Origin of the sequence: Streptomyces sp. T39, assembly GCF_008042045.1 — a bacterium.
GTDB lineage: Bacteria > Actinomycetota > Actinomycetes > Streptomycetales > Streptomycetaceae > Streptomyces.
This window is the reverse complement of sequence record NZ_RDBP01000012.1, coordinates 1,890,409-1,916,897: the sequence shown is the minus strand read 5'-3', so window position 1 is coordinate 1,916,897 and position 26,489 is coordinate 1,890,409. Positions and strand designations below refer to the sequence as shown.

At 73.1% G+C, this 26,489-nt stretch carries 22 protein-coding genes and 2 pseudogenes; 5 read left to right on the top strand and 19 right to left on the bottom strand.

The features are described 5' to 3' along the window. Positions 1–4 precede the first annotated feature (4 nt). The 7 genes from EAO77_RS09665 to EAO77_RS09635 all read right to left on the bottom strand — a co-directional run bounded on the left by EAO77_RS09665 (position 5) and on the right by EAO77_RS09635 (position 7,924). Entirely contained in the window at positions 5–2,509 is a 2,505-nt protein-coding gene (locus tag EAO77_RS09665; RefSeq protein ID WP_147987612.1) for an NADH-quinone oxidoreductase subunit G, read from the bottom strand. A gap of 88 nt (positions 2,510–2,597) precedes the next feature. Further along, positions 2,598–3,971 (bottom strand): NADH-quinone oxidoreductase subunit NuoF, encoded by a 1,374-nt coding sequence (nuoF, locus tag EAO77_RS09660; RefSeq protein WP_147987611.1) that lies wholly within the window; start codon positions 3,969–3,971, stop codon positions 2,598–2,600. Next, on the bottom strand, positions 3,971–4,804 hold the full coding sequence (gene nuoE, locus EAO77_RS09655; protein WP_147987610.1) for an NADH-quinone oxidoreductase subunit NuoE: 834 nt from the start codon (positions 4,802–4,804) through the stop codon (positions 3,971–3,973). The genes nuoF and nuoE overlap by 1 nt, the downstream gene beginning before the upstream one ends. Beyond that, positions 4,801–6,117 carry an NADH-quinone oxidoreductase subunit D gene (locus EAO77_RS09650; RefSeq protein ID WP_147987609.1) on the bottom strand — a complete coding sequence of 439 codons (1,317 nt, stop codon included), beginning with the start codon at positions 6,115–6,117 and terminating at the stop codon, positions 4,801–4,803. Before EAO77_RS09650 ends, nuoE begins: the two co-directional genes overlap by 4 nt. Before the next feature lie 55 nt (positions 6,118–6,172). Beyond that, positions 6,173–6,901 (bottom strand): NADH-quinone oxidoreductase subunit C, encoded by a 729-nt coding sequence (locus tag EAO77_RS09645; RefSeq protein ID WP_147987608.1) that lies wholly within the window; start codon positions 6,899–6,901, stop codon positions 6,173–6,175. An 88-nt stretch (positions 6,902–6,989) separates the two neighbouring features. Further along, positions 6,990–7,544: a NuoB/complex I 20 kDa subunit family protein gene (locus EAO77_RS09640; protein WP_030742049.1), complete on the bottom strand. Its 555-nt coding sequence runs from the start codon at positions 7,542–7,544 to the stop codon at positions 6,990–6,992. Between the two features lie 20 nt (positions 7,545–7,564). Then, positions 7,565–7,924, bottom strand: a complete 360-nt coding sequence (locus EAO77_RS09635; protein WP_147987607.1) for an NADH-quinone oxidoreductase subunit A — start codon at positions 7,922–7,924, stop codon at positions 7,565–7,567. A 692-nt stretch (positions 7,925–8,616) separates the two neighbouring features. On the opposite strand from EAO77_RS09635, the gene EAO77_RS09630 reads away from it, so the two are divergent. After that, positions 8,617–9,405, top strand: coding sequence for a C40 family peptidase (locus EAO77_RS09630; protein WP_147987606.1), 789 nt, complete (start codon positions 8,617–8,619; stop codon positions 9,403–9,405). A gap of 231 nt (positions 9,406–9,636) precedes the next feature. Here EAO77_RS09630 and EAO77_RS09625 read toward each other — a convergent pair whose 3' ends face one another. Further along, positions 9,637–10,422 (bottom strand): SDR family oxidoreductase, encoded by a 786-nt coding sequence (locus EAO77_RS09625; RefSeq protein WP_147987605.1) that lies wholly within the window; start codon positions 10,420–10,422, stop codon positions 9,637–9,639. A 1,117-nt stretch (positions 10,423–11,539) separates the two neighbouring features. On the opposite strand from EAO77_RS09625, the pseudogene EAO77_RS39870 reads away from it, so the two are divergent. Continuing rightward, positions 11,540–11,656 (top strand): annotated as a pseudogene (locus tag EAO77_RS39870) (NAD(P)-dependent oxidoreductase); the annotation flags it as partial. A 35-nt stretch (positions 11,657–11,691) separates the two neighbouring features. Here EAO77_RS39870 and EAO77_RS09615 read toward each other — a convergent pair. Further along, on the bottom strand, positions 11,692–12,567 hold the full coding sequence (locus EAO77_RS09615; protein WP_147987604.1) for an NAD(P)-dependent oxidoreductase: 876 nt from the start codon (positions 12,565–12,567) through the stop codon (positions 11,692–11,694). Positions 12,568–12,709: 142 nt separating this feature from the next. Between EAO77_RS09615 and EAO77_RS09610 the strand changes: the two genes are divergently transcribed. Further along, positions 12,710–13,744 carry a helix-turn-helix domain-containing protein gene (locus EAO77_RS09610; RefSeq protein ID WP_147987603.1) on the top strand — a complete coding sequence of 345 codons (1,035 nt, stop codon included), beginning with the start codon at positions 12,710–12,712 and terminating at the stop codon, positions 13,742–13,744. 25 nt (positions 13,745–13,769) lie between these two features. On the opposite strand, the gene EAO77_RS09605 is transcribed toward EAO77_RS09610, so the two are convergent. Continuing rightward, entirely contained in the window at positions 13,770–15,056 is a 1,287-nt protein-coding gene (locus EAO77_RS09605; RefSeq protein WP_147987602.1) for a geranylgeranyl reductase family protein, read from the bottom strand. Between the two features lie 103 nt (positions 15,057–15,159). Between EAO77_RS09605 and EAO77_RS09600 the strand changes: the two genes are divergently transcribed. Beyond that, positions 15,160–15,675 carry a GNAT family N-acetyltransferase gene (locus EAO77_RS09600; protein ID WP_147987601.1) on the top strand — a complete coding sequence of 172 codons (516 nt, stop codon included), beginning with the start codon at positions 15,160–15,162 and terminating at the stop codon, positions 15,673–15,675. 68 nt (positions 15,676–15,743) lie between these two features. On the opposite strand, the gene EAO77_RS09595 is transcribed toward EAO77_RS09600, so the two are convergent. The 6 genes from EAO77_RS09595 to EAO77_RS09570 form a co-directional block, all read right to left on the bottom strand. Then, positions 15,744–16,655: a glutaminase gene (locus EAO77_RS09595; protein ID WP_147989051.1), complete on the bottom strand. Its 912-nt coding sequence runs from the start codon at positions 16,653–16,655 to the stop codon at positions 15,744–15,746. 25 nt (positions 16,656–16,680) lie between these two features. After that, positions 16,681–17,373, bottom strand: a complete 693-nt coding sequence (locus EAO77_RS09590) for a demethylmenaquinone methyltransferase (protein ID WP_147987600.1) — start codon at positions 17,371–17,373, stop codon at positions 16,681–16,683. A 251-nt stretch (positions 17,374–17,624) separates the two neighbouring features. After that, positions 17,625–18,224, bottom strand: a complete 600-nt coding sequence (locus EAO77_RS09585) for a hypothetical protein (protein ID WP_147989050.1) — start codon at positions 18,222–18,224, stop codon at positions 17,625–17,627. Between the two features lie 7 nt (positions 18,225–18,231). After that, on the bottom strand, positions 18,232–19,431 hold the full coding sequence (mqnC, locus tag EAO77_RS09580; protein ID WP_147987599.1) for a cyclic dehypoxanthinyl futalosine synthase: 1,200 nt from the start codon (positions 19,429–19,431) through the stop codon (positions 18,232–18,234). 111 nt (positions 19,432–19,542) lie between these two features. Then, positions 19,543–21,144 (bottom strand): serine/threonine-protein kinase, encoded by a 1,602-nt coding sequence (locus tag EAO77_RS09575; protein ID WP_147987598.1) that lies wholly within the window; start codon positions 21,142–21,144, stop codon positions 19,543–19,545. Between the two features lie 104 nt (positions 21,145–21,248). After that, positions 21,249–22,130, bottom strand: coding sequence for a menaquinone biosynthetic enzyme MqnA/MqnD family protein (locus EAO77_RS09570; RefSeq protein ID WP_147987597.1), 882 nt, complete (start codon positions 22,128–22,130; stop codon positions 21,249–21,251). Between the two features lie 294 nt (positions 22,131–22,424). Here EAO77_RS09570 and EAO77_RS09560 point away from each other — a divergent pair, with 294 nt between their 5' ends. Further along, a complete protein-coding gene (locus EAO77_RS09560) occupies positions 22,425–22,628 on the top strand; it encodes a cold-shock protein (protein WP_003967102.1) in 204 nt (67 codons plus the stop codon). Positions 22,629–22,771: 143 nt separating this feature from the next. On the opposite strand, the gene EAO77_RS09555 is transcribed toward EAO77_RS09560, so the two are convergent. The 3 genes and pseudogenes from EAO77_RS09555 to EAO77_RS09545 all read right to left on the bottom strand — a co-directional run. Beyond that, complete coding sequence (locus tag EAO77_RS09555; RefSeq protein WP_147987596.1) at positions 22,772–24,676, bottom strand: AMP-dependent synthetase/ligase; 1,905 nt, start codon at positions 24,674–24,676, stop codon at positions 22,772–22,774. Between the two features lie 82 nt (positions 24,677–24,758). Continuing rightward, on the bottom strand, positions 24,759–26,036 hold the full coding sequence (locus EAO77_RS09550) for an acetyl-CoA C-acetyltransferase (protein ID WP_147987595.1): 1,278 nt from the start codon (positions 26,034–26,036) through the stop codon (positions 24,759–24,761). A 153-nt stretch (positions 26,037–26,189) separates the two neighbouring features. Further along, a pseudogene (locus tag EAO77_RS09545) lies at positions 26,190–26,489 on the bottom strand (SDR family NAD(P)-dependent oxidoreductase); the annotation flags it as partial.

Below are 26,489 nucleotides of genomic sequence, written 5' to 3'. Positions count from 1 at the left end.
GCGCTCACGCCTCCACCTCCGTCACCTCGGTCGCGCCGGTGACGGCAGCGATACGGACCAGTTCGCCGGGCCGGGCACCGGTGTCGGCACCGACGCCGCCGCCCACGGAGTTCATCGGCAGCCACACCACCCGGTCGGGCATCTCGGTGACCTGGAGCGGCAGCCGGACGGAGCCGGCCGGGCCCGAGACCTCCAGCGCGTCGCCGTCCTTCACGCCGGTCTCCGCGGCCGTCGCCGGCGACAGCCGCGCGACGGCGGCGTGCCGGGTGCCGGCCAGCGCCTCGTCGCCCTGCTGGAGGAGCCCCTGGTCGAGCAGGAGCCGGTGCCCGGCGAGGACCGCCTCGCCCTCGCCCGCCCGCGGCAGCGGCCGGGACGCCTCGGCCGGGTCCCCGGCACGGGGACCGTCCCAGCGGCCCAGCCGGTCCAGTTCGGCGCGCACGGCCTTCAGGTCCGGGAGTGCGAAGTGGACGTCGAGGGCGTCGGCGAGCATGTGCAGCACCCGGGCGTCCGTCGGGGCGAGCCGCCGCGTCATCTGCTCCGGCTTGAGCGCGGCCTCGAACATCCGCACCCTGCCCTCCCAGTTGAGGAAGGTGCCCGCCTTCTCGGCGACGGCCGCGACCGGGAAGACCACGTCCGCCCGCTCGGTGACCTCGCTCGGCCTCAGCTCCAGCGAGACCAGGAAGCCGACGGCGTCCAGCGCCTCCCGCGCACGGGCCACGTCCGGCAGGTCGGCGACCTCGACACCGGCGACGACCAGCGCACCCAGTTCGCCGGTGGCCGCGGCCTCGACGATCTGGCCGGTGTCGCGCCCGTAGCGCAGCGGCAGTTCGCGCACCCGCCAGACCTCGGCGGTCTGCTCACGGGCCCGCGGGTCGGTCGCCGGGCGGCCGCCCGGCAGCAGCGACGGCAGCGCGCCCGCCTCGACGGCGCCCCGGTCGCCGGCCCGGCGCGGGATCCACACCAGCCGGGCGCCGGTGGCGGCGGCGGTGCGCAGGGCGGCGGTGAGTCCGCCGGGGACGGCGGCCAGCCGTTCGCCGACGACGATCACCGCACCGTCGGCGCGCAGCGCCTCGGCGGCCCGGGCGCCGTCCTCGTCGAGCCCGGTGCCCGAGGCGAGGGCGTCCAGCCACTCGGTCTCGGTGCCGGGCGCGGCGGGCAGCAGCGTGCCGCCGGCCTTGGCGAGGCCTCGGGTGGCGTGGGTGGCGAGGGAGAAGGTGCGCTGGCCGTGCTTGCGGTGGGCCTTGCGCAGCCGCAGGAAGACCCCGGGGGCCTCCTCCTCCGACTCGAAACCGGCCAGCAGCACGGCCGGGGCCTGCTCCAGCGCGGTGTAGGTGACACCCCCGCCGTCGAGGTCCCGTCCGCGGCCCGCCACGGCGGCGGCCAGGAAGTCGGCCTCCTCCGCGGAGTGGGCGCGGGCCCGGAAGTCGATGTCGTTGGTGTCCAGGGCGACCCGGGCGAACTTGGCGTACGCGTAGGAGTCCTCGACGGTCAGCCGGCCGCCGGTGAGCACACCGGCACGGCCGCGCGCCGCGCGGAGTCCCCCGGCCGCCGCGGCGAGCGCCTCGGGCCAGCTCGCCGGTTCGAGGACGCCCTCGTCATTGCGGACCAGGGGGGTGGTGAGGCGGTCGCGCTGCTGGGCGTAGCGGAAGCCGAAGCGCCCCTTGTCGCACATCCACTCCTCGTTGACCTCCGGGTCCTCGGCCGCGAGGCGGCGCATGACCTTGCCGCGCCGGTGGTCGGTGCGGCTCGCGCATCCGCCGGAGCAGTGCTCGCACACCGACGGGCTGGAGACCAGGTCGAAGGGGCGGGAGCGGAACCGGTAGGCCGCCGAGGTGAGCGCGCCGACCGGGCAGATCTGGATGGTGTTGCCGGAGAAGTAGGACGCGAACGGGTCGCCCTCGCCGGTGCCGACCTGCTGGAGCGCGCCGCGCTCGACCAGCTCGATCATCGGGTCGCCCGCGATCTGGTTGGAGAAACGGGTGCAGCGCGCGCACAGCACACAGCGCTCGCGGTCCAGCAGCACCTGGGTGGAGATGGGGACCGGCTTCTCGTAGGTGCGCTTCTTCCCCTCGAAGCGGGAGTCCGCCTGGCCGTGCGAGACGGCCTGGTTCTGCAGGGGGCACTCGCCGCCCTTGTCGCAGACCGGACAGTCCAGCGGGTGGTTGATGAGCAGCAGCTCCATCACGCCCTGCTGCGCCTTCTCGGCGACCGGCGAGGTGAGCTGGGAGCGGACGACCATGCCGTCGGTGCAGGTGATGGTGCAGGAGGCCATCGGCTTGCGCTGGCCCTCCACCTCGACGATGCACTGGCGGCAGGCGCCGGCCGGGTCGAGCAGCGGGTGGTCGCAGAAGCGCGGGATCTCGATGCCGAGCTGCTCGGCGGCGCGGATGACCAGCGTCCCCTTGGGGACGGAGATCTCGGCGCCGTCGATGGTCAGGGTGACGAGGTCCTCGGGCGGTACCGCCGCTCCGCCGCCGGCGGCGGCGGATCCGGACGTGGTGACGGTCATGCCCGCACCTCCCCGCTGCGCAGGGCGGTCGTCGTGGTGCGGCGGCCCGCCGCGGGGCCGCGGCCGGTGCGGGGCGCGTGCGCCGGACTCATGCGGACACCTCCGTGGTGTGTCGGTCGGCCCAGGCCGTGGACTTCGCCGGGTCGAAGGGGCAGCCCTTGCCCGTGATGTGCTGCTCGTACTCGTCGCGGAAGTACTTCAGCGAGGAGAAGATGGGCGAGGCGGCGCCGTCGCCGAGGGCGCAGAACGACTTGCCGTTGATGTTGTCGGCGATGTCGTTCAGCTTGTCGAGGTCCGTCATCACGCCCTTGCCCGCCTCGATGTCGCGGAGCAGCTGGACGAGCCAGTAGGTGCCCTCGCGGCACGGGGTGCACTTGCCGCAGGACTCGTGGGCGTAGAACTCGGTCCACCGGGTGACGGCCCGCACCACGCAGGTCGTCTCGTCGAAGCACTGGAGCGCCTTGGTGCCGAGCATCGAGCCGGCCGCGCCCACGCCCTCGTAGTCGAGCGGGACGTCGAGGTGCTCGTCGGTGAACATCGGGGTCGACGAGCCGCCGGGCGTCCAGAACTTGAGGCGGTGGCCGGGCCGCATGCCGCCGCTCATGTCGAGCAGCTGGCGCAGCGTGATGCCGAGCGGGGCCTCGTACTGGCCGGGGCTCGCGACATGGCCGCTGAGCGAGTACAGCGTGAAGCCCGGGGACTTCTCGCTGCCCATCGCCTTGAACCAGTCCTTGCCCTTGTTGAGGATCGCGGGAACCGAGGCGATGGACTCGACGTTGTTCACCACGGTGGGGCACGCGTACAGGCCCGCGACCGCGGGGAAGGGCGGCCGCAGCCGGGGCTGGCCGCGGCGTCCCTCCAGCGAGTCGAGGAGTGCGGTCTCCTCGCCGCAGATGTACGCGCCCGCGCCCGCGTGCACGGTGAGTTCGAGGTCGAGTCCGCTGCCGAGGATGTCGGTGCCGAGGTATCCGGCCTCGTACGCCTCACGCACGGCCTCGTGCAGCCTGCGCAGCACGGGCACGACCTCGCCGCGCAGATAGATGAAGGCGTGGTTCGAGCGGATCGCGTAGCAGGCGATCACGATCCCCTCGATGAGCGAGTGCGGATTGGCGAAGAGCAGCGGGATGTCCTTGCAGGTCCCGGGCTCGGACTCGTCCGCGTTGACGACCAGGTAATGGGGCTTGCCGTCGCCCTGCGGGATGAACTGCCACTTCATCCCGGTGGGGAAGCCCGCGCCGCCGCGGCCGCGCAGGCCCGAGTCCTTGACGTAGGCGATCAGGTCGTCGGGCGTCATCGCGAGTGCCTTGCGCAGGCCCTCGTAGCCCTCGTGCCTGCGGTACGTCTCCAGCGTCCAGGACTCCGGCTCGTCCCAGAAGGCCGAGAGCACGGGGGCGAGCAGCTTCTCCGGGCTCGCGTCTCCGCCTGCCTCCGGCCTGCCCCCGTATTCGGTGGACACGGTCATCACTCCCCCTCCTCGCCGACGGGTCCGGCCGGGTGCTCCGGGTCGGATGCCGAGGTCTGCTGCGGTGCGTCGTGCGAGGACAGGTGCTCGGAGCCGGGCTGGGGCCGCTCGCGGGGCACCTCGCCGCGGGGATGGACCACGCGTGCCGGGACCCCTTCGCCCTTGGCCAGGCGCAACCCGATCAGCGAGGCCGGCCCCGCGCCGCCGGTGGCCTCGACGGCCCCCGGGCGCTCGTCGGGGAAGCCGGCCAGGATGCGGGCCGTCTCCTTGTAGCTGCACAGCGGGGCGCCGCGGGTGGGGCTGACCTGCTCGCCGGCGCGGATGTCGTCGACGAGCTTCTTCGCCGACTCGGGCGTCTGGTTGTCGAAGAACTCCCAGTTGACCATCACCACGGGGGCGAAGTCGCACGCCGCGTTGCACTCGATGTGCTCCAGCGTGACCTTGCCGTCCTCGGTGGTCTCGTTGTTGCCGACGCCGAGGTGCTCCTTGAGCTCCTCGAAGATGGCGTCGCCGCCCATGACCGCGCAGAGCGTGTTGGTGCAGACGCCGACCTGGTAGTCGCCCGAGGGCTTGCGCCGGTACATGGAGTAGAAGGTGGCGACGGCGGTGACCTCGGCCGTCGTCAGGCCGAGCAGCTCGGCGCAGAACCGCATGCCGGTGCGGGAGACGTGGCCCTCCTCCGACTGCACCAGGTGCAGCAGCGGCAGCAGTGCGGAGCGCGAACCGGGATAGCGGGCGATGATCTCCCGACCGTCCGCCTCCAGCCGGGCCCGTACGTCGGCCGGGTAGTCGGGTGCGGGCAGTGCGGGCATGCCCAGCGATACGTCCGTCATCGGTCGACGCCTCCCATCACGGGGTCGATGGACGCGACGGCCACGATCACGTCGGCGACCTGGCCGCCTTCGCACATGGCCGCCATGGCCTGGAGATTGGTGAACGACGGATCACGGAAGTGGACCCGGTAGGGGCGGGTGCCGCCGTCGGAGACGACATGGACGCCGAGTTCGCCCTTGGGCGACTCGACCGCGGCGTAGGCCTGCCCGGCCGGGACCCGGAAGCCCTCGGTCACCAGCTTGAAGTGGTGGATCAGGGCCTCCATGGACGTGCCCATGATCTTCTTGATGTGGTCCAGGGAGTTGCCGAGACCGTCGGGGCCGAGCGCGAGCTGCGCGGGCCAGGCGATCTTCTTGTCGGCGACCATGACCGGCCCCGGCTCCAGCCGGTCCAGGCACTGCTCCACGATCCGCAGCGACTGGCGCATCTCCTCAAGGCGGACGAGGAAGCGGCCGTAGGCGTCGCAGGTGTCGGCGGTCGGGACCTCGAAGTCGTAGGTCTCGTAGCCGCAGTACGGGTCGGTCTTGCGCAGGTCGTGCGGGAGGCCCGCGGAGCGCAGGATCGGCCCGGTGGCGCCGAGCGCCATGCAGCCGGTGAGGTCGAGGTACCCGATGTCCTGCATACGGGCCTTGAAGATCGGGTTGCCGGTGGCGAGCTTGTCGTACTCCGGCAGGTTCTTCTTCATGGTCTTCACGAACTCGCGCAGCTGGTCGACGGCGCCCGGGGGAAGGTCCTGGGCGAGGCCGCCGGGCCGGATGTACGCGTGGTTCATGCGCAGTCCGGTGATCAGCTCGTAGATGTCGAGAATGAGTTCACGATCACGGAATCCGTAGATCATGATCGTGGTGGCACCGAGCTCCATGCCGCCGGTGGCGATGCACACCAGGTGCGAGGAGAGCCGGTTGAGCTCCATCAGCAGGACGCGGATGATGTTCGCCCGGTCCGGGACCTGGTCCTCGATGCCGAGCAGCCGCTCCACGCCCATGCAGTACGCCGTCTCGTTGAAGAACGGCGTCAGGTAGTCCATGCGCGTCACGAACGTGGTGCCCTGCGTCCAGGTCCGGTACTCGAGGTTCTTCTCGATGCCGGTGTGCAGGTAGCCGATGCCGCAGCGGGCCTCGGTGACGGTCTCGCCGTCGATCTCCAGGATCAGGCGGAGCACGCCGTGGGTGGAGGGGTGCTGCGGCCCCATGTTGACGACGATGCGCTCGTCGTCGGCCTTGGCCGCGGACCGGACGACCTCGTCCCAGTCGCCGCCGGTGACCGTGTAGACCGGCCCCTCGGTGGTGTCGCGCGCGCTTGCGGTGGTCATCACAGCCTCCCGGAGGGAGTCGTTGAGGGGCGGTGGTCGGCAGACGGAAGGGATGTCACGAGTACGACCTCCGCTGGTCCGGAGCCGGGATCTGGGCGCCCTTGTACTCGACCGCGATGCCGCCGAGCGGATAGTCCTTGCGCTGCGGGAAGCCCTGCCAGTCGTCCGGCATCATGATCCGCGTCAGCGCCGGGTGTCCGTCGAAGACCAGCCCGAAGAAGTCGTAGGTCTCGCGCTCGTGCCAGTCGTTGGTCGGGTACACCGGCACCAGCGACGGGACGTGCGGGTCGGCGTCCGGCGCGGAGACCTCCAGCCGGACGAGCCGGCCGTGGGTGAGCGAGCGCAGGTGGTACACGGCGTGCAGCTCGCGGCCCTTGTCCTCGGGGTAGTGCACGCCGCTGACGCCGGTGCACAGCTCGAAGCGGAGCGCGGGGTCGTCGCGGAGCGTGCGCGCGACGGTCGGCAGGTGCTCGCGCGCGATGTGGAAGGTGAGTTCGCCGCGGTCGACGACCGTCTTCTCGATGGCGTTCTCCGGGAGGAGGTCCTGCTCCTCCAGGGCGCCCTCCAGCTCGTCGGCCACCTCGTCGAACCAGCCGCCGTAGGGACGCGACGCCGCTCCGGGCAGCCGCACGGAGCGCACGAGCCCTCCGTAGCCGGACGTGTCCCCTCCGTCGCCGGCGCCGAACATCCCGCGCTGGACGCGGATCTCCTCGCCGCCGTCGCCCCGCTGGCCGGGGAGGTTCTGCCCGGAGAGTTCCTTCTCCGGGTTCGGCTCGTCGGTCATCGTGTCCCCCCGGTCGCTTCTCCGCCCGCGCGGCGCAGAGGTGCGGCTGTCGTCGTCGGCTGCGGCCCGGCGGCCGCGCGTGCGTCGCTCACCTCAGGAGCCCCTTCATCTCGATCGTGGGGAGCGCCTTCAGGGCCGCCTCCTCCGCTTCGCGGGCCGCTTCCTCCGCGTTCACACCGAGCTTCGAGCCCTGGATCTTCTGGTGGAGCTTGAGAATCGCGTCCATCAGCATCTCGGGGCGCGGCGGGCAGCCGGGCAGATAGATGTCGACGGGGACAATGTGATCAACACCCTGCACAATCGCGTAATTGTTGAACATTCCGCCCGACGATGCGCAAACACCCATGGAGATCACCCACTTGGGGCTGGGCATCTGGTCGTAGACCTGGCGCAGGACGGGCGCCATCTTCTGGCTCACCCGCCCGGCCACGATCATCAGGTCGGCCTGGCGCGGCGAGCCGCGGAAGACCTCCATGCCGAACCGGGCCAGGTCGTACCGGCCGGCGCCGGTCGTCATCATCTCGATGGCGCAGCAGGCGAGGCCGAAGGTCGCCGGGAAGACGGACGACTTGCGCACCCAGCCCGCGGCCTGCTCGACGGTGGTCAGCAGAAAGCCGCTCGGCAGTTTCTCTTCGAGTCCCATGGGAGTGCCCCTTCGCCCCTCTAGTCCCAGTCCAGGCCGCCGCGCCGCCACACATACGCGTAGGCGACGAAGACGGTGAGCACGAAGAGCAGCATCTCGACGAGCCCGAAGATCCCCAGGGCGTCGAAGCTGACGGCCCAGGGATAGAGGAAGACGATCTCGATATCGAAAATGATGAAGAGCATCGCCGTCAGGTAGTACTTGATCGGGAAGCGGCCGCCTCCGGCCGGGACGGGCGTCGGCTCGATGCCGCACTCGTACGCTTCAAGTTTCGCCCTGTTGTAGCGCTTTGGGCCGATAAGCGTGGCCATGACCACGGAGAAGATCGCAAACCCTGCCCCGAGGGCGCCGAGCACAAGGATGGGCGCGTAGGCATTCACCCTCCTCGCTCCTTCCAGTCGTCCTTGACCGTTGGACCGCACCGGGCAACCGGTTCGCCGCCTCGAAGATCGCTTACATGTGAGGCAGTTCACAAGCCCGACTGCCCCGCATCCTATGCCCGTCGGTCTGTGATCTGCGACACGGGGTTCGTCATCGAGTTTGTGATCTCCACCACCCGACGAACGATCATGAAGCCCACTGAGCGGTGATCTTCGTACGCGAAGCTCACGGATGATCACCAGACGTGACATCCGGGGCCGTCATGGCTGGTCGGAGGGGGTGCCGCTCTATCAAGCGATGGCGTATGCAAGCAAATTGGCAGTGGACGCCGGTGGGGTGATAAAGGGACGGCCGCTCACTCGACCGTGGGACGGGCCGGACGGCGGTGGACACGTGCACGCGTTCACGAGCTCCCGGCCGCCCGGACGTTGACCTTTCTGTGACCTGCGCCACTCGCTCAAGACTTCAACAAAAGAGGGCTTGGCCAACGGTCGGCCGGGGTGGTAAGCCTCCGGCAATTCGGACCTTTTATGGAAACCACATGATCACAGCTGTGATCACGGATGCCCGATTCGCCCGTTACGGCGTCAATAAAGGGCCATCCAGAGCGGATTCACAGGTTCCGGTCGTAACTGTGGTGCAACACACGTTTCTTGAAGGGAACCCGGAAGCCCTGATAGCGGTTGTACTCATGTCCCACACCGCTCACATACCCAGCCACCGGAAGCCCCGCCGCGGCCCGTCGAAAATCGCGATCCGCGCCGGAGTTGCCGGTGGCTTCCTCAGCACCATCGCTGTGGCAGGTGCCGCCGGGCCGGCGAACGCCGAGCCGGTGACCGAGACCATCGAGATGCCCGTCCTCACCTCCGCGGACCTCTCCGCCCACGTCGCGCAGTCCGCCGCGGCCACGCAGGAGATCGCCCTCGACCTGGAGCTCCAGGCGCAGGAGGAGGCCGCCGCCGCCAAGGCCGAGAAGGCCGCCAAGCAGGCGAAGGCCGAGGCCGACCGCGAGGCGGAGGCCAAGGAGAAGGCGGAGGCCAAGGCACGCGCCGAGGCGGCGGCGCAGGAGCGCGCCTCCCGCACCTCCGAGCGCACCACCCTCTCCGCGGCGAGCGCTCCCGCGAGCGGCTCCGCCGGCACCGTCATCGCCTTCCTCAAGGCCCAGCTGGGCGACGCGTATGTGATGGGCGCATCGGGCCCCAACGCGTGGGACTGCTCCAGCCTGGTCCAGGCCGCGTTCCGCCAGGTCGGCATCGACCTGCCGCGCGTCTCCCAGGACCAGTCGGTCGCCGGCACCCAGGTCGGCACCTCCGACCTCCAGCTCGGCGACATCCTCTACTGGGGCGGCGCCGGCTCGGCGTACCACGTCGGCGTCTACATCGGGAACGGCCAGTACCTCGACGCGGCCAACTCCAGCAAGGGCGTCGTCATCCAGGACCTCTCCGGCTACCCGGCGAGCGGTGCGGTGCGCGTCCTCTGACGCCCGCCCTGCGCGCTCCGGCGCGCGAAGGACACACGGCGACGGCCGCCGCCCGGATCGGGCGGCGGCCGTCGTGCTGTCGCGGGGGCGTTCTGCCGTCGCGGGTTCGCGGGCGCGTCGCGCCGCCGGAACCTCACCGTCCGGTCGGTGCGGGAGGGACGCCGTGCCCGGTCCGGCCGGCCTCGCCACTGAGCGCGGCACGGGTGCGGCCGACATGCGGGCGGCCGGCCGTCAGGCGAGGCCGCCGTTGCTCATCAGGAGTTGTCCGTTGACCCACTGGCCCTGCGGCGAGCACAGGAAGTCGACGAGGTGGGCCGTGTCCCGGGGGGTGCCGAGGCGGCCGAGCGGGGTGTGCCGGGGGAGCTCCTCCCGGAGCTCGTCGGACATCCAGCCGGTGTCGACGGGGCCCGGGTTGATCACGTTGGCGGTGACGCCGAGGTGGGCCAGCTCCCGGGCCGCGGCCAGGACGATGCGGTCGAGCGCGCCCTTGCTGGCGCCGTAGGGCAGGTTGCCCGCGGTGTGGTCGCTGGTGAGGGCGACCAGGCGCCCCGTGCCGTGGACGCCGGTGAAGCGCCGCCCGTACTCGCGCACCAGCAACCAGGTGGCGCGGGCGTTCACGGCGAAGTGGCGGTCGAAGCTCTCGACCGTGGTGTCGAGCAGCCCGGAGTCGACGGACTCGCAGTGGCACATCACCAGGGCGGTCACCGGGCCCAGCCGCTCGGCCGCGTCGAAGACCGTTGCGGGGGCCCCCGGGTCGGCGAGGTCGGCCTCGACGGCCGTCACGGCCGCCCCGTGCCGCTCCAGCGACGCGGTGATCCCGCCGGCCGCGCCGGGCTGCTCACCCCAGGCCATGCGCCGGTCGTAGGGCGTCCAGTAGGTGAAGGCGACGTCCCAGCCGGACGCGGCGAGCCGCTCGGCGACGCCGGCCCCGATCCCGGCGGTGCGGCCCACCCCGGTCACCAGGGCCACGGGGCGGTCGACGTCGGTGCTGCCGGGTGCGGTGGATGGCGAAGTCATCCACGCGATGCTGGCCGAACGCCCCCGCCCCGGGCAACCGGTTTCCGCCGGGCGGGCTCGCCCTGCGGGCGGCGGACGGGGTCGTGGCGGGGGCCGGGGCCGGACGGTTGACGCTCGCCCCGCGGGCACGGGCGGAGTCGCCGCGGGGCCGGCTCCGCGCGCCCGCTGCCCCGCGGGCGCGGACGGGGACCGTTGCCGGGCGGGACGCGGACGTTCGGCCTGCGGGCGCGGACGGGGTAGTTGCGGGGCCGGCTCCCGCCCGGACGGGGACCGTTGCCGGGCGGGACCCGGACGCTCGGCCTGCGGGCGACGGACGGCGCCGTGGCGGGGCCGGGGCCCCCGGGCGGCCGCCGCCCCGCGGGCACGGACGGGGACCGTTGCCGGGCGGGACGCGGACGCTCGGCCTGCGGGCGGCAGACGGGTCGTGGCGGGGTCCGGCAACCGCCCGGACGGAAACCGTTGCCGGGCTGGACCCGGACGCTCGGCCTGCGGGCGGCAGACGGGTCGTGGCGGGGGCCGGCCCCGGACGGTTGACGCTCGCGCCGCGGCCCCGGACGGAGTCGTCGCGGGGCCGGCTCCGCGCGCCTGCCACCCCGCGGGCACGGGCGGAGTCGTCGCGGGGCAACTCCCGGACGGTCGACGCCGCCCCGCGGGCGCGGACGGGGACGTGACGCAGCACGGTCGGCCGTCGCCCGGTGGCCCGGCGGTCTGCCCTCGCCCCGCCGGCGCGGGCGGAGTCGCCGCGGGGCCTGCCCCGGACGGTTGACGCTCGCCCCGCGGGCACGGGCAGGGACGGGGCCGTGGCTCAGCACGGTCGGCCGCTGCCCCGCGGGCCGGGGCGGAGTGGCCGCGGGGCAACTCCCGGACGTCGACGCCGCCCCGCGGGTGCGGTCAGCGGGGCGGAGCGGCGCGGCACCAGCCGTGCGCCGTCCGGCCGCCCGCGGCGGACTCCGGCCCGCCGTACCGGGGTCGCCCGCCCCGCGCGGCGTCGACGTCCGGCGGCGTCGACGTCCGGGAGTTGCCCCGCGGCCACTCCGCCCCGGCCCGCGGGGCAGCGGCCGACCGTGCTGAGCCACGGCCCCGTCCCTGCCCGTGCCCGCGGGGCGAGCGTCAACCGATGTGGTCGGTGTTCGCCGGCTGGCTGCACGCCACGGCTCTGGTCGGCGCCGACGGCGTCCCGGCACGGGCGTTCACGCCGCTGGCCGTCCGCTGGCTGGCCGGGGTGGGCGGCTTCATGGACACCTACGCACCGCAGATCGACGCGGGCAGCTACCCCGGTGACGACGCGACCGTCTTCGCCATCAGGTCCCGGTGCAGTTCCGGCAGACGCGTGTCGACGCCCCGGTCCCGGGATGCCTCCAGCAGGTGCTGGACGGCGGCGAGCTGGATGTCGACCGTCGCGTCGTCACCGGGGTAGCTGCCCGCGTCGATCTGCGGTGCGTAGGTGTCCATGAAGCCGCCCACCCCGGCCAGCCAGCGGACGGCCAGCGGCGTGAACGCCCGTGCCGGGACGCCGTCGGCGCCGACCAGAGCCGTGGCGTGCAGCCAGCCGGCGAACACCGACCACATCAGTCCGAGCAGTCCGGCGTCGTGGAGCGAGGCGAGCCCGGCGTCCTCGCCGAGGTCCACGGGGTCGCCCAGCACCGCGATCGTCTGCCGGTGCTCCGCGAACGCGGCGGCCGAACCGCTGCAAAGGATCATGCTCCGCGGGTCGCCGACCCCGGGCGGCGTGGTCATCACCGCCCCGTCGACATAGGCGCAGCCGTGACCGGCGGCCCATGCCGCGTCCTCGCGGGCCTGCTCGGGCGAGCCGGAGGTGAGGTTCAGCAGGGTGCGGCCGGCCAGGTCCGCGGCCACCGGCTCCAGCAGTTCGCGGACGGCGGCGGCGTCACGCACGCAGACCACGACGAGCGCGCTCGCGCCCACCGCATCGGCGACGGAAGCCGCCCGGACCGCGCCGCCTTCCACGAGGGCGTCGGCCTTGGCCGGGGTGCGGTTCCAGACGGTCGTCGTGCGGCCGGCGGCGAGGAAGGCCCCGGCGAGCGCCGAGCCCATCCGGCCGAGACCGATCACGGACACCGGGCCGGCGGAGGCGCCCCCGGCGACGGGCGCGGAAGCGGCTGGGGAGGAGAGGGCGTCTGACATGGGTGGGTGCTCCGTTTTTCGGTCGGTCCGGTCGGTCCTGTCGGTCCGGTCGGTCAGGGCTTCCACCCTCGCAACCGTCCCGCCCACCCGACAGCGGCAGAAACGACCACTGCCGCAAAGATCCTGCCGTAGGGTCGGGGCCATGGACGCCTCCCCCGTTCCGCCGGGCCCCGGCGTCGTCGCGATCGCCGTGGTCCCCGATCCCCGGGTCGGACTCTCCCTGTGGGAGATGTACGAACTCACCATCGCCTGCACGGTGTTCGGGATCCCGCAGCCCGACCTGGCCGACCCCTGGTACACCCTCCGGCTCTGCGGCGACCCGGACACCGGGCCGCCCGGGCCCGGTCTCTTCGCGCCGCGTCCCACCCACCCGCTCGACGGCCTCGTGGGCGCGGACACCGTGATCGTGCCCTCCGTCCCCGAGGCCTGCGTCGACGACGGCGAACCGGTGCCCGAAGCCCTCGTCGACGCCCTGCGTGCCGCGGCGGCCTCGGGCGCCCGCATGGTCTCGCTGTGCACGGGCGCCTTCGCCCTCGCCGCCGCCGGTCTGCTCGACGGACGGCGCGCCACCGCCCACTGGCAGCACACCGGACAGCTCGCCGCCCGGCACCCCGCGGTGCGGGTCGACGACTCCGTGCTCTACACCGACGAGGACCGGGTGCTGACCAGCGCGGGCGCGACGGCCGCCCTGGACCTGTGCCTCCATCTGGTACGACGCGACCTCGGCGCCCGGGTGGCCGGGCGGCTCGCCCGCCGCCTCGTCGTCCCGGTCCACCGCAGCGGCGGACAGGCCCAGTTCATCGAGCACGCTCTCCCCGAGACCGACGACGACGGTCTCGGTCCGGTGCTCCAGTGGGCCACCCGGCATCTCGACCGGCCGCTGAGCGTCACCGACCTGGCGCGCCGGGCGCGGATGAGCCCCCGCACCTTCCACAGACGGCTGCTGGCCGCCACCGGCACCACGCCGCTGCGCTGGCTGCTGACGCAGCGGCTCGCCCTCGCGCAGTCCCTGCTGGAGGCCACCGGGCTGCCGGTGGAGCGGATCGGCGAACGCTGCGGCCTCGGCACCGCGGCGAACCTGCGCCACCACTTCACCCGGGCGTTCGGCGTCTCGCCCAGTGACTACCGCCGGTCGTTCGTCGCGACCGGCGCACCGGGGCGCCGCCCCGCCGGGTGACGCGGACGTCCCCCGGCGGCGCGGCTCACGCCTTCGGGGCCACCTTGGAGAGGCCGTTGATGATGCGGTCCATCGCGTCGCCGCCGGTCGGGTCGGTGAGGTTGGCCAGCATCTTGAGCGTGAACTTCATCAGCAGCGGGTGGGTGAGACCGCGCTGCGTCGCGATCTTCATGACCTTCGGGTTGCCGATGAGCTTCACGAAGGCGCGGCCGAGGGTGTAGTACCCGCCGTAGGTGTCCTTGAGGACCTTCGGGTAGCGCTGGAGGGCCATCTCGCGCTGGGCGGGGGTGCGGCGGGCGTGGGCCTGGACGATGACGTCGGCCGCGATCTGGCCGGATTCCATCGCGTAGGCGATGCCCTCGCCGTTGAACGGGTTGACGAGCCCGCCCGCGTCACCGACGAGCAGCAGGCCCTTGGTGTAGTGCGGCTGGCGGTTGAACGCCATCGGCAGCGCGGCGCCGCGGATGGGGCCGGTCATGTTCTCGTCGGTGTAGCCCCAGTCCTCCGGCATCGACGCGCACCACGCCTTCAGCACCTCGCGCCAGTCCAGCTCCTTGAAGGAGGAGGAGGTGTTGAGGACGCCCAGGCCGACGTTGGACGTGCCGTCGCCCATGCCGAAGATCCAGCCGTAGCCCGGCAGCAGCCGGTCCTCGCCGGGACCGCGGCGGTCCCACAGCTCCAGCCACGACTCCAGGTAGTCGTCGTCGTGGCGGGGGGAGGTGAAGTAGGTGCGCACGGCCACGCCCATGGGGCGGTCCTCGCGGCGGTGCAGCCCCATCGCCAGCGAGATGCGCGAGGAGTTGCCGTCCGCGGCGACGACCAGCGGGGCACGGAAGGTGACCGGGGTCTTCTCCTCGCCGAGCTTGGCGTGCACGCCCGTGATCCGGCCCGTGCGGTCGTCGATCACCGGGCTGCCGACGTTGCACCGTTCGTACAGCCGGGCCCCCGCCTTCTGCGCCTGCCGGGCGAGCTGCTCGTCGAAGTCGTCGCGCTTGCGGACGAGTCCGTAGTCGGGGTACGCGGCGAGATCCGGCCAGTCGAGCTGGAGGCGCACGCCGCCGCCGATGATCCGCAGGCCCTTGTTCCGCAGCCAGCCCGCCTCTTCCGAGATGTCGATGCCCATGGAGACCAGCTGCTTGGTGGCGCGCGGGGTGAGACCGTCGCCGCACACCTTCTCGCGCGGGAACGCCGTCTTCTCCAGCAGCAGCACGTCCAGGCCGGCCTTGGCGAGGTAGTACGCGGTCGTGGAGCCGGCGGGGCCCGCGCCGACGACGATCACATCGGCGGTGTGCTCGGTGAGGGCTTCGGTCACGGCGGGATCTCCCGAAGATTCGATTCGATATTGCGTACCGAACGGCACAGGACATGTGCAGTCTATGGGGGCGTACGCTTCCGCCGACTGAAGGGCTCCATCTATGAGCGGCAGGTCCCTCCCCGCTGTCCGGCTGCGTGTCCCCACGGACGAGGACGCCCTGGCCTGGCACCGGATCTTCGCCGACCCGGACGTCATGGAGTTCCACGGCGGCAGGTCGGCCGAACTGTCGGTCTACGAGGAACTCACCGCCCGCCAGCGGCGGCACGACGCCGAACACGGCTTCTGCTTCTGGACGATCCTCGACGACGACGGCGAGGTCGTCGGCTTCACGGGCGCCCAGCCGTGGCCGCACACGGACTTCGGGCCGGTCGGCGAGATCGAGATCGGCTGGCGGCTCGCCCGCACGGCGTGGGGCAGGGGATACGCGACGGCCGCGGCCCGCACCACCCTGGAGCGGGTGAAGGCCGCCGGTGTGGAGCAGGTGGTGGCGATGGTGAACGCGCGCAACGAGCGCTCCATCGCGGTGATCCGGCGGCTGGGGATGGAGCTCGCGGAGTCCTTCACGACCCCCGTGGGCAAGCAGCAGGGGTACTGCTTCCGGCTGGCCCTCGCCTGACCGACACCGCGCCGCAGCGGCCACGCCGCCACGCCCGCCGCGCCCGCCGCGCCGCCGCGGCGGCGGCGTCAGAAGACCGACAGCCCCGTCAGCGTCGTGAAGCGGTCCAGTGCCGCGACCCCCGCGACGGAGTTGCCGCGGGCGTCCAGGCCCGGGCTCCACACGCACAGCGTGCAGCGCCCGGGCACCACGGCCACGATCCCGCCGCCCACGCCGCTCTTGCCGGGCAGGCCGACCCGGTGGGCGAAGTCGCCTGCCGCGTCGTAGGTGCCGCAGGTGAGCATCACGGCGTTGATCTGCTTGGCCTCGCTGCGGGTGAGCAGCCGCGAACCGTCGGCCCGCAGACCGTGGCGGGCCAGGAACCGTGCGGCCAGGGTGAGATCGGCACAGCTCATCTCGATCGAGCACTGCCAGAAGTAGTGGTCGAGCAGCGCCGGGACCGGGCCCGCGATGTTGCCGTACGAGGCCATGAAATGGGCCAGGGCGGCGTTGCGGTCGCCGTGGGCGGCCTCCGACGCGGCGACGTCCGGGTCGAAGCCGAGCTCCGGGTTGCCGCTCTCCTCGCGCAGGAAGTCCAGGAGTTCGCTGCTCGCGTCACCGGTCAGGGTCTGGAGCGCGTCCGTGACGACCAGGGCGCCGGCGTTGATGAACGGGTTGCGCGGGATGCCGTTCTCGTACTCCAGCTGCACCAGGGAGTTGAACGGGTTGCCGGACGGCTCCCGGCCGACCCGCCGCCACAGGGCGTCGCCGCCCGCGGCGAGGACGAGCGCCAGCGTGAACACCTTGGTGATCGACTGGGCGGAGAACGGGCGCCGCCAGTCCCCCACCCCGTACACCGTGCCGTGCAGATCGGCGACGGCCATCCCGAAACGGCCCGGGTCCACCCCGGCGAGCGCCGGGATGTACGCGGCCGGGCGGCCGCTGCCGACCAGCGGAGCGACATCGGCGGCGACCTGCTCCAGGACCGCCTGGTAGTCCAGGGCGACGGCCTGCTGCTCCACGGCCCTACGGCTTGGTGCCGCGGTGCAGCGCAACGATCCCGCCGCTCAGGTTGCGCCAGGCCACCTTCGACCAGCCGGCGTGCTGGAGCTGCCGGGCGAGACCGGGCTGGTCGGGCCAGCTCTGGATCGACTCAGCGAGGTAGACGTACGCGTCGGGGTTGGACGAGACCGCGCGCGCGACCGGGGGCAGCGCCCGCATCAGGTACTCCTCGTACACGGTGCGGAAGGGCGCCCAGGTGGGGTGCGAGAACTCGCAGATGACCACCCGGCCGCCGGGCTTCGTCACCCGGTACAGCTCGCGCAGCGCCCGGCCGGTGTCCTGCACGTTGCGGAGTCCGAAGGAGATCGTCACGGCGTCGAAGACCCCGTCGGCGAAGGGGAGGCGTGTGGCGTCGCCCGCGGTCAGCGGCAGCCACGGGTGCCGCTTCTTGCCCTCGCGGAGCATGCCGAGGGAGAAGTCGCAGGGCACGACGTACGCGCCGGTGGCGGTGAACGGCAGGGACGAGGTGCCGGTGCCCGCGGCGAGATCGAGGATCCGCTGCGCGGGGCGGGCGTCGACCGCCTTGGCGACCTCCTTGCGCCAGCGCCGGTCCTGGCCGAGCGAGAGCACGTCGTTGGTGAGGTCGTAGTTCGCCGCCACGTCGTCGAACATCGAGGCGACTTCGTGCGGCTGCTTGTCCAGGGTTGCTCGGGTCACGACCCCCATTGAAGCAGCCCCGCCCCCGTCGGCCGGGGCTGCCCCGCGATCCCCGCCCGGTCACCTCCGGGGCGTCGGGCGGGAGCGCGGACGGGCGGCGGGTCCCCCGGGGAGCCCGCGTGCCCCGCCCGGCGCGCGCGGAGGGGAGCGGCCGTCCCCGGGCGCGGGGATGGTCCTGGCGGTGGCGGGGCCGTCCTGCGCCCCCAGGAGAGCGTCGCCGCACGCGCCGCGACCGCGGCCGCGCGCGGCCTTCAGCGGGCCCGGTACACCAGGCGGCCGGCGATGACGGTGGCCACGCAGGTCGACGCACCCCGGCGCACCAGCGCGGCACGGTCGGGGACGTCGAACACGGCGAAGCGGGCGGGGGCGCCGGGCGCCGGCTGCGGGAGCAGGACGAGCGGCGCCGGGGAGAAGGACGGGGGCCCCGGCAGCGTCCCGGGGCGGCGGCCGACCGCGAGCCCGGCGCGGCGCACGGCGTCCTGGGCGGCGCGGCTGCGCAGCTCGCCCGCGACGGCGACCGTGCCGTGGGCGAGCAGCCGCTGCACTCCGCGCCGGGCGCTCGCGCCGCGCCGTGAGGCGTCCGCCCTGAAGAGTGCCTGTGCCCGCTCCCCGGTGACCGGCTCGGTGCCGAACGCGTCGGCCTCGCGCGGATCCGGGTGGTAGCAGCCTTCCAGCAGTTCGGGACCGTACGGGTTGAGCAGCCCGGGTGTGAGGATCCCGGGCCACCGCCGCACCCTGGCCTCGGGGCGGACGGCGACCAGGTCCTCGTACGGGCCCACGCCCACCACGGACCCGCCGTCGACCAGGACGGCGGACCCGGGCGACGCCTCGGCGACGTGGATCGTCAGCACCACGGCGTCAGCCGGCGCCCAGCAGCTTCAGCTCCGGGTGAGCCGTGCCGCCCTCGATCGCCGTGGAGGAGATGTGGGAGACGACGCGCTCGTCGACCGGGTCCTGGGCCGGGTCGTCGTGGACGACGATGTGCTCGTACGTCGTGGTCCGCTGGGCCGGGACACGGCCCGCCTTGCGGATCAGGTCGATGATCTCCAGGCGGTTGGAGCGGTGCCTGGCGCCGGCCGAGGAGACGACGTTCTCCTCCAGCATGATCGAGCCGAGGTCGTCGGCGCCGTAGTGCAGCGACAGCTGGCCCACCTCCTTGCCCGTGGTCAGCCAGGAGCCCTGGATGTGGGCGACGTTGTCGAGGAAGAGCCGCGCGATGGCGATCATGCGCAGGTACTCGAACAGGGTCGCCTGCGTACGGCCCTTGAGGTGGTTGTTCTCGGGCTGGTACGTGTACGGGATGAAGGCGCGGAAGCCGCCCGTGCGGTCCTGCACGTCGCGGATCATCCGCAGGTGCTCGATGCGCTCGGCGTTGGTCTCGCCGGTGCCCATGAGCATCGTCGAGGTGGACTCGACGCCCAGGCCGTGCGCGATCTCCATGATCTCCAGCCAGCGCTCGCCGGACTCCTTGAGCGGCGCGATGGCCTTGCGCGGCCGCTCGGGCAGCAGCTCGGCGCCCGCGCCGGCGAAGGAGTCCAGGCCGGCGGCGTGGATACGGGAGATGGCCTCCTCGGCGGAGACTCCGGAGATCCGCGCCATGTGCTCGATCTCGGAGGCGCCGAGCGAGTGGATCACCAGCTGCGGGAACGCCTTCTTGATCGCCGAGAAGTGCTTCTCGTAGTACTCGACGCCGTAGTCCGGGTGGTGGCCGCCCTGGAACATGATCTGCGTGCCGCCCAGTTCGACGGTCTCCGCGCAGCGGCGCAGGATGTCGTCGAGGTCGCGGGTCCAGCCCTTCGCGGTGTCCTTCGGCGCGGCGTAGAAGGCGCAGAAGCGGCAGGCCGTCACGCACACGTTGGTGTAGTTGATGTTGCGCTCGATGATGTACGTGGCGATGTGCTCGGTGCCCGCGTACCGGCGGCGGCGCACGGCGTCGGCCGCGGCGCCCAGGGCGTGCAGCGGAGCGGAGCGGTAGAGGTCGAGCGCCTCTTCCGGGGTGATCCGGCCCCCTGCGGCGGCACGGTCCAGGACGGGCTGAAGGTCGGCCTTCTCGGTCACCGGGCGTCACCCTTCGGCGGTTTTCTGCGGATCTTCGGACCGATCCAGGCTACGCCACGGGTCGGACGCGGCCGCGCGCGGCGTCCGCGCCCCGCCGGGAGCCCGGCCCCGTCACCGGCCGCCGACGCGGGCGAGGGTGCCCGTGGGCCGGCCGGCGCGGTCGTCGGAGGAGACGTAGCGCAGTCCGTCGCCGCGGAGTTCGAGCCGGATCCGGGAGGTGCCGGTGGTGCAGACGCCGGTGCTGCGCGGGCCGGCCTCCGAGTCGACGAGCACCGTGCGGTCCTTCGCCTCGGCGAGGGTCAGCACGTCCACGCAGATGACGTTGCCGAGGATGTCCGTCTGCTCCGCCTCCCCCGTGCGCTCGCCGGTCCCCGCCTCCTTCAGGGTGACCTTCATCGTCCCGGCCGGGAGGCCGGACGCGGTGATCGCGCCCTCCCAGGTGCCGGCGAACTCCTTCGGCAGCCGGCCGCCGGGCTCGGCGTCCCCCGAGCCGGGGGCCTCGGACGCGGTCGCCGACCCACTGGGCCGCTTGCCGGCGTCGGCGCCCCGCTCGCCGCCGCCGGCCCCGGGCAGCAGGTCCAGCACGAAGGCGCCGCCGAGGGTCACGGCGGCCAGCGCGCCGGCGAGGGTGAGCGCCAGCGTGCAGCTGACGCGGCGGCCCCGGGGCCCGCCGCTCGCGGTGAGCGACAGCCCGCCCGGCCCCGGGGCGGGCGCCCACGGCGCCGCCGGGCCGGCGGGTTCGACGGGCGGGCCGAACGCCCCCGCCGGAGCGGGGACGGCCGGCGGGCCGGGGGCGTCCGCCGCGTCCCCGCCGGCGGGGAAGGACTCCAGGTGCAGCAGTTCGACGGCCGCGTGGCTGATCGTGCGGACCACCGGCTCGGGCAGCCAGCTCCCGGGACCGATGTCCGCGCCCGCCTCGTCGAGCCGGGCGGCGAGCTCCGCGGGGGCGGGGCGGGCGGCCGGGTCCTTGGCCAGGCAGGCTCCGGCGATCTCGCGCATCGAGGCGTCCAGGGAGCCCAGTTCGGGCTCCTCGTGGACCACCTTGTAGAGCAGGGCGGCCGAGGAGTCGCCGGCGAAGGGCGCCTGCCCGGTCGCCGCGTAGACGAGGACGGCCCCGAGCGAGAAGACGTCGGCCGCGCCGGTGACGCCCTTGCCGAGGATCTGCTCGGGGGCCATGTAGCCCGGGGAGCCGACGGAGACGCCGGTCGAGGTGAGCGAGGCGGTGCCGTCGGTGGCACGGGCGATGCCGAAGTCGATCAGCCGGGGGCCCTCCAGGGTCAGCAGGACGTTCGACGGCTTCACGTCCCGGTGCACCAGGCCCAGCCCGTGCACCGCCTCCAGGGCGCGGGCGAGTCCCGCGCCGAGGACCCGTACCGCGTCCGCGGGCAGCGGCCCGTGGGCGGCGACCGCCTGGGAGAGCGCGGGCCCTGCGACGTATCCGGTGGCCACCCAGGGCACGGGGTCGTCGGGTCCGGCGTCGAGGACGGGTGCGGTCCACTCGCCGCCCACCCGCCGTGCGGCCTCGACCTCGCGCCGGAACCGGGCCCGGAACTCGTCGTCGAGCGCGAAGTGCGGATGGACGGCCTTGACCGCGACCGTCCGCCCGCCGGCGCTGCGGCCGAGATAGACGCGTCCCATCCCGCCCGCGCCCAGCCGGCCGAGCAGCCGGTACCCCCCGATGCTGCGCGGTTCACCCGGATCCAGCGGCTGCATGTCGACTCCCCCGGTCGGTCCTGGTCTCCTGGCCCGTCGGGTCAGAGTAGTGCCGCGGGGGCAGGAAAGCCTGGGGCGGCGGACGGGCGGAGCGGGCTGCCGGATCAGCCGGCAGGGGCCAGCAGTTCCACGTGCACGTCGGCGGGGAAACCGGTGGTCGGCCCCGTCCGGCGGGCGAACTCCCGTACGCCGGCGAGCTGGTCGGTCCCGAAACGGAAGTCCAGTGTCGTGAAGTAGCGTTCCAGCAGCTCGGCGTCGAAGGCCTCCCAGCGCGCGGCCTGTTCGGCGACCTTGGTGACCTCCTCCAGGGACACGTCCCGGGAGGCGAGGAACGCCTCGTGCACCTTGCGGACCACCTCGGGCTCCCGGGCCAGATAGTCCTTGCGGGCGGCCCAGACGGCGAAGACGAACGGCAGCCCCGTCCACTCCTTCCACATCCGGCCGAGGTCGTGGACCTCCAGGCCCAGCCGCGGGGCGTCGTGGAGGGAGGCGCGCAGCGCCGCGTCGCCGATGAGGACGGCGGCCTGCGCCTCCTGCATCATCACGCCCAGGTCCGGCGGGCAGGTGTAGTAGTCGGGCGCCACCCCGTACTGCTCGCTCAGCAGCAGCTGCGCGAGGCGGACCGAGGTGCGCGAGGTGGAGCCGAGGGCGACCCGCTGGCCGTCCAGCCGCTCCAGCGGGAGCTGGGAGACGATCACGCAGGACATCACGGGGCCGTCGCAGCCGACGGCGAGGTCGGGAAAGGCGACGAGCTCATCGGCATTGCGCAGGAATTCGACGAGGGTCACCGGCGCGATGTCGAGTTCACCGCGGACGAGACGCTCGCTGAGCTTCTCGGGGGTGTCCTTCGTCAGTTCCAGGTCGAGCAGGGTTCCCGTTCTGGCCAGCCCCCAGTAAAGAGGGAGACAGTTCAGGAACTGGATGTGGCCGACCCTCGGCCTGCTGCGCCGGATGCCGGTTGCTGTGCTTTCACCGTGACTGTCCACATCGTGAGGCTAGCCCCGTGCCCGTCCCGCGGCCCGGCCGGGGCCGACCACCGGCACGTCGTCCCTCGTCGGAGGGGTCGCGGGTCAGCCCGGCGGGCACCCGGTCAAACGGACGGGTGACGTGATCTTCACCTCTACCGCTGCGCACACGCTGCGTGCTAGGCTCGACGCAAGTTGCAGTTTGGTTTCCCTTGCAGTACAGAGCCTGCGGAGCATGTAACCCGCAGGCTTTTGTCGTTTTCAGACTTCTTGCAGGTTCTGGAGCAGGGCAACCCTTTGGCCCAAGGAGGGCTTATGGCTACCGGAACCGTCAAGTGGTTCAACGCTGAAAAGGGCTTCGGCTTCATCGCCCAGGACGGCGGCGGCCCGGATGTCTTCGTCCACTACTCCGCGATCAACGCGTCCGGGTTCCGCTCCCTCGAGGAGAACCAGGTCGTGAACTTCGACGTCACCCAGGGCCCCAAGGGCCCGCAGGCGGAGAACGTCACCCCGGCCTAAGGGCCAGGGTCGGCGATCGCGCACGACTTAGCAGTACCCAAGGAGCCCTGCCCCGTACCGTCGTACGGGGCAGGGCTCCTGCCTGTGCCCGGGGGCTCGTGCCCGGAGCCCGCCCCCGACGGCGCCGGCACGGGCACGGGCGCCTACCGGTAGAGCCCGTCGATGTCCGCCGCGAAGTCCCGCGCGATCTCCGCCCGCTTGAGCTTGAGCGACGGGGTCAGATGGCCGCTTTCCTCCGTGAAGTCGGAGGTGAGCACGGTGAACCTGCGGATCGACTCGGCCCGCGAGACCAGCCGGTTGGCCTCGTCCACGGCACGCTGGAGCGCGGCGAGCAGTTCCTCGTCCCGGACGATCTCCGCCAGCGGCACGCCCGCCTTCTTCTTCATCCGCCGCCAGTGGTCGAGCCCGTCCGGCTCCAGGGTGATCAGCGCCGTGACGTACGGGCGGTCGTCGCCGACGACCATGCACTGGCTCACCAGCGGGTGGGCCCGCAGCCAGTCCTCCAGCGGGGCCGGGGCGACATTCTTGCCGCCCGAGGTGATGATGATGTCCTTCTTCCGGCCGGTGATCGTCAGATAGCCGCCCTCGTCGAGGGCCCCCAGATCGCCCGTGGGGAGCCAGCCGTCGTCCACGACGGGCACGGCGGCCGCCCGCTCGGGGTCCCAGTACCCGCCGAAGACGTGGCCGCCGTGCAGCAGCACCTCGCCGTCGTCCGCGATCCGCACCGCGGTGCCGGGCAGCGGCCAGCCCACGGTGCCGAGCCGGGGCCGCAGCGGCGGGGTGACGGTCGAGGCGGCCGTGGTCTCGGTGAGGCCGTAGCCCTCGAAGATCTGGATCCCGGCCCCCGCGTAGAAGGACGCGAGCCGGCTGCCGAGTGGTGAGCCGCCGCAGATCGCGTAGCGGACCTTGCCGCCGAGCGCGGCCCTGATGCGGCGGTAGACCAGCGGGTCGTAGAGGGCCCGGGCGGCCCGCAGCCCGAGCGAGGGGCCCCGTCCGGTGCCCTGCTCGGCGGCCTCCACGGCCTGCCCGTACCGCCGGGCGATCCCCGCGGCCCGGTCGAACGACGCGGCGCGGCCCATCTTCTCGGCCGTGGCGCGGCCGGTGTTGAAGACCTTCTCCAGGACGTAGGGGATGGCCAGCAGGAAGGTCGGCCGGAAACCGGCGAGATCGGCGAGGAGATCGTCCGTCCTGATCGACGGCGCGTGGCCGAGACGCACCCGGGCGCGCAGGCAGCCGATGGCGACCATCCGCCCGAAGACGTGCGAGAGCGGCAGGAACAGCAGGGTGGACGCGGGCTCCTTGCTGACCGACTTGAAGACGGGGTGCAGGAGTTCGATGGCGTTGTCGACCTCGGCGAAGAAGTTGCCGTGGGTCAGCACGCAGCCCTTGGGGCGCCCCGTGGTGCCCGAGGTGTAGACCAGGGTCGCCACGGAGTCGGGCGTGAGGGTCTCCCGGCGGGCGGTCAGCACCGCCTCGGGTATCCGGGCGCGCTCGCCCGCCTTGCGCAGCTGCCCCACGGCCCCCGTGTCGAAGACCCACAGGTGGTCGAGGCCGGGGAGCTGCCTGCGCTCCTGGCTGATCAGGCGGGCCTGCTCGGCGCTCTCCACCGCGCAGGCCGCCGCGCCCGAGTTCTCCAGGATCCAGCGGGCCTGGAAAGCCGACGACGTGGGGTAGATCGGGACGGTGACGAGTCCGGCGGCCCAGGCGGCGAAGTCGAGCAGCGTCCACTCGTAGGTGGTGCGGGCCATGATGGCGAGCCGGTCACCGGGCCGCAGCCCCTCCGCGACGAGCCCCTTGGCCACGGCCCGCACGTCGGCGGCGAACTCGGCGGCCGTGACGTCCCGCCACTGTCCGTCGGCGTCCTTCCGGGCGAGGACGGCCTCGCCCGGGGCGTCGCGCTCGTTGTCGAAGGGGATGTCGGCGAGGGAGCCGCGGGTGGCCGGAGGCGCCAGCGGCGGTACGGACACCTCCCGTACGACTCCGTTCACCTGCTTCTTGTGGGGCTCCACCAGGGCGGGCGCGGCGGAAGGGACCAGATCGGCGGACACGTGCGGCTCCTCGTCAGGGGTGTGGGCGGATCCTGCGGGTGTGCGGGTGTGCGGGGTGCGGGGTGCGGGGGCGTACGGCGGCTCAGGCGCGTTCGAGGACGGCGGTCACGCCCTGGCCGCCCGCCGCGCAGACCGAGATCAGGCCCCGGGCCGGGCCCTCCCGCTCCGCGAGCAGCTTGGCGAGCGTGGCGACGATCCGGGCGCCGGTGGCGGCGAAGGGGTGCCCGGTGGCGAGCGAGGACCCGGCGACGTTGAGCCGGTCGCGGTCCACGGGCGGCAGCCCCCGCTTCTCCCAGGCGGCGAGCGTGGCGAGCACCTGGGACGCGAACGCCTCGTGGATCTCCACCAGATCGAAGTCGCCGAGCGAGAGCCCGGCGCGTTCCAGCATGCGCGGGACGGCGTAGGCGGGCGCCATCAGCAGACCGTCCTCGCCGCCCGTGACGTCACCGGCGACATGGTCGACGGCGGCCGTCTCGTAGGCGGTGAGGTAGGCCAGCGGCGTGAGGCCGCGCGCCTCGGCCCACTCCTCGCTCGCCAGCAGCACGGTGGCCGCCCCGTCGGTGAGCGGGGTGGAGTTGCCCGCGGTCATGGTGGGTGCGGGGCCGTCGTTGCCGTAGACGGTCCGCAGACCGGCGAGCTTCTCCGGAGTCGAGCCGGGGCGCAGGTTCTGGTCGCGCTCCAGGGTGCGGAAGGGGACCACGAGGTCGTCCAGGAAGCCGCGTTCGTAGGCGGCGGCGAGCCGCTGGTGGCTGGTGGCGGCGAGCAGGTCCTGGTCCTCGCGGGAGATGCCCCACCTGCGGGCGGTGACGGCGGCGTGCTCGCCCATCGACAGGCCGGTACGGGGTTCGGCGTTCCGCGGGATGTCGGGGACCAGGTGCCGGGGGCGGATCCGGGACAGCGCCGCGAGGCGGGCGCCGGCGGTCTTCGCGCGGCGGGCGGCGAGCAGGATGCGGCGCAGCTCGTCGTTGACGCCGAGCGGCGCGTCGCTGGTGGTGTCGGCGCCGCCCGCGATGCCGCTCTCCACGCCGCCGACGGCGATCTTGTTGGCGACGGCGATCACCGCCTGCAGGCCGGTGCCGCACGCCTGCTGGATGTCGTAGGCGGGGGTGCGCGGGTCGAGTCCGGAGCCGAGGACGGTCTCCCGGGCGAGGTTGAAGTCGCGGCTGTGCTTGAGGACCGCCCCGGCGACGAACTCGCCGACCGCGCCCGGGTCCGTCAGCCCGAAGCGCCCGACGAGACCCTCCAGCGCCGCGCCGAGCATCTCCTGGTTGGACGCGGTGGCGTAGGGACCGTCGGACCGGGCGAACGGGATGCGGCTGCCGCCGATCACGGCGACCCTGCGAGGCATCATCGACACCATCTCGACCAGCTCCTGACTCTTGAGTAACCTTACTCTCGGGTAAATCTACGACCGAGCAGGGAGTCAGGACAATGGCCGACCGCTATCTGCACTTCACCGGCACGGCCCCCGGCCGTTTCCTCACCCGCAGGCTCGGCCTGCCCCAGCCCGCCCCGCGGTGCCGTTCAGCGCGTCGGCCGTGCGCACCAGGTCGGCCCGGGCCTGCGGGACGTCGAGGCAGACCACATGGGCGCCGTCGCGGACGAGGACCTCGGCGACGGCCGCTCCGATGCCGCGGGCGGCTCCGGTGACCAGCGCCGTCCGGCCGGCCAGGGGGCGGTCGGGGTCGGCGTCGGCCGGTGCGGCGTCGGTGAGTTCGACGACCTGGCCGCTCACGTAGGCCGACTTGGGGGAGAGCAGGAAGCGCAGGGTGGAGGCGGCCGACGCCGGATCGGGCGAGGTGAGGCGGACCAG

Coding starts and splice junctions, on each gene's coding strand:
- EAO77_RS09665 (WP_147987612.1), bottom strand. CDS start 2,509: ATGACCGTCACCACGTCCGGATCCGCCGCCGCCGGCGGCGGAGCGGCG.
- nuoF (WP_147987611.1), bottom strand. CDS start 3,971: ATGACCGTGTCCACCGAATACGGGGGCAGGCCGGAGGCAGGCGGAGAC.
- nuoE (WP_147987610.1), bottom strand. CDS start 4,804: ATGACGGACGTATCGCTGGGCATGCCCGCACTGCCCGCACCCGACTAC.
- EAO77_RS09650 (WP_147987609.1), bottom strand. CDS start 6,117: ATGACCACCGCAAGCGCGCGCGACACCACCGAGGGGCCGGTCTACACG.
- EAO77_RS09645 (WP_147987608.1), bottom strand. CDS start 6,901: ATGACCGACGAGCCGAACCCGGAGAAGGAACTCTCCGGGCAGAACCTC.
- EAO77_RS09640 (WP_030742049.1), bottom strand. CDS start 7,544: ATGGGACTCGAAGAGAAACTGCCGAGCGGCTTTCTGCTGACCACCGTC.
- EAO77_RS09630 (WP_147987606.1), top strand. CDS start 8,617: ATGTCCCACACCGCTCACATACCCAGCCACCGGAAGCCCCGCCGCGGC.
- EAO77_RS09625 (WP_147987605.1), bottom strand. CDS start 10,422: ATGACTTCGCCATCCACCGCACCCGGCAGCACCGACGTCGACCGCCCC.
- EAO77_RS09615 (WP_147987604.1), bottom strand. CDS start 12,567: ATGTCAGACGCCCTCTCCTCCCCAGCCGCTTCCGCGCCCGTCGCCGGG.
- EAO77_RS09610 (WP_147987603.1), top strand. CDS start 12,710: ATGGACGCCTCCCCCGTTCCGCCGGGCCCCGGCGTCGTCGCGATCGCC.
- EAO77_RS09600 (WP_147987601.1), top strand. CDS start 15,160: ATGAGCGGCAGGTCCCTCCCCGCTGTCCGGCTGCGTGTCCCCACGGAC.
- EAO77_RS09575 (WP_147987598.1), bottom strand. CDS start 21,144: ATGCAGCCGCTGGATCCGGGTGAACCGCGCAGCATCGGGGGGTACCGG.
- EAO77_RS09560 (WP_003967102.1), top strand. CDS start 22,425: ATGGCTACCGGAACCGTCAAGTGGTTCAACGCTGAAAAGGGCTTCGGC.
- EAO77_RS09550 (WP_147987595.1), bottom strand. CDS start 26,036: ATGGTGTCGATGATGCCTCGCAGGGTCGCCGTGATCGGCGGCAGCCGC.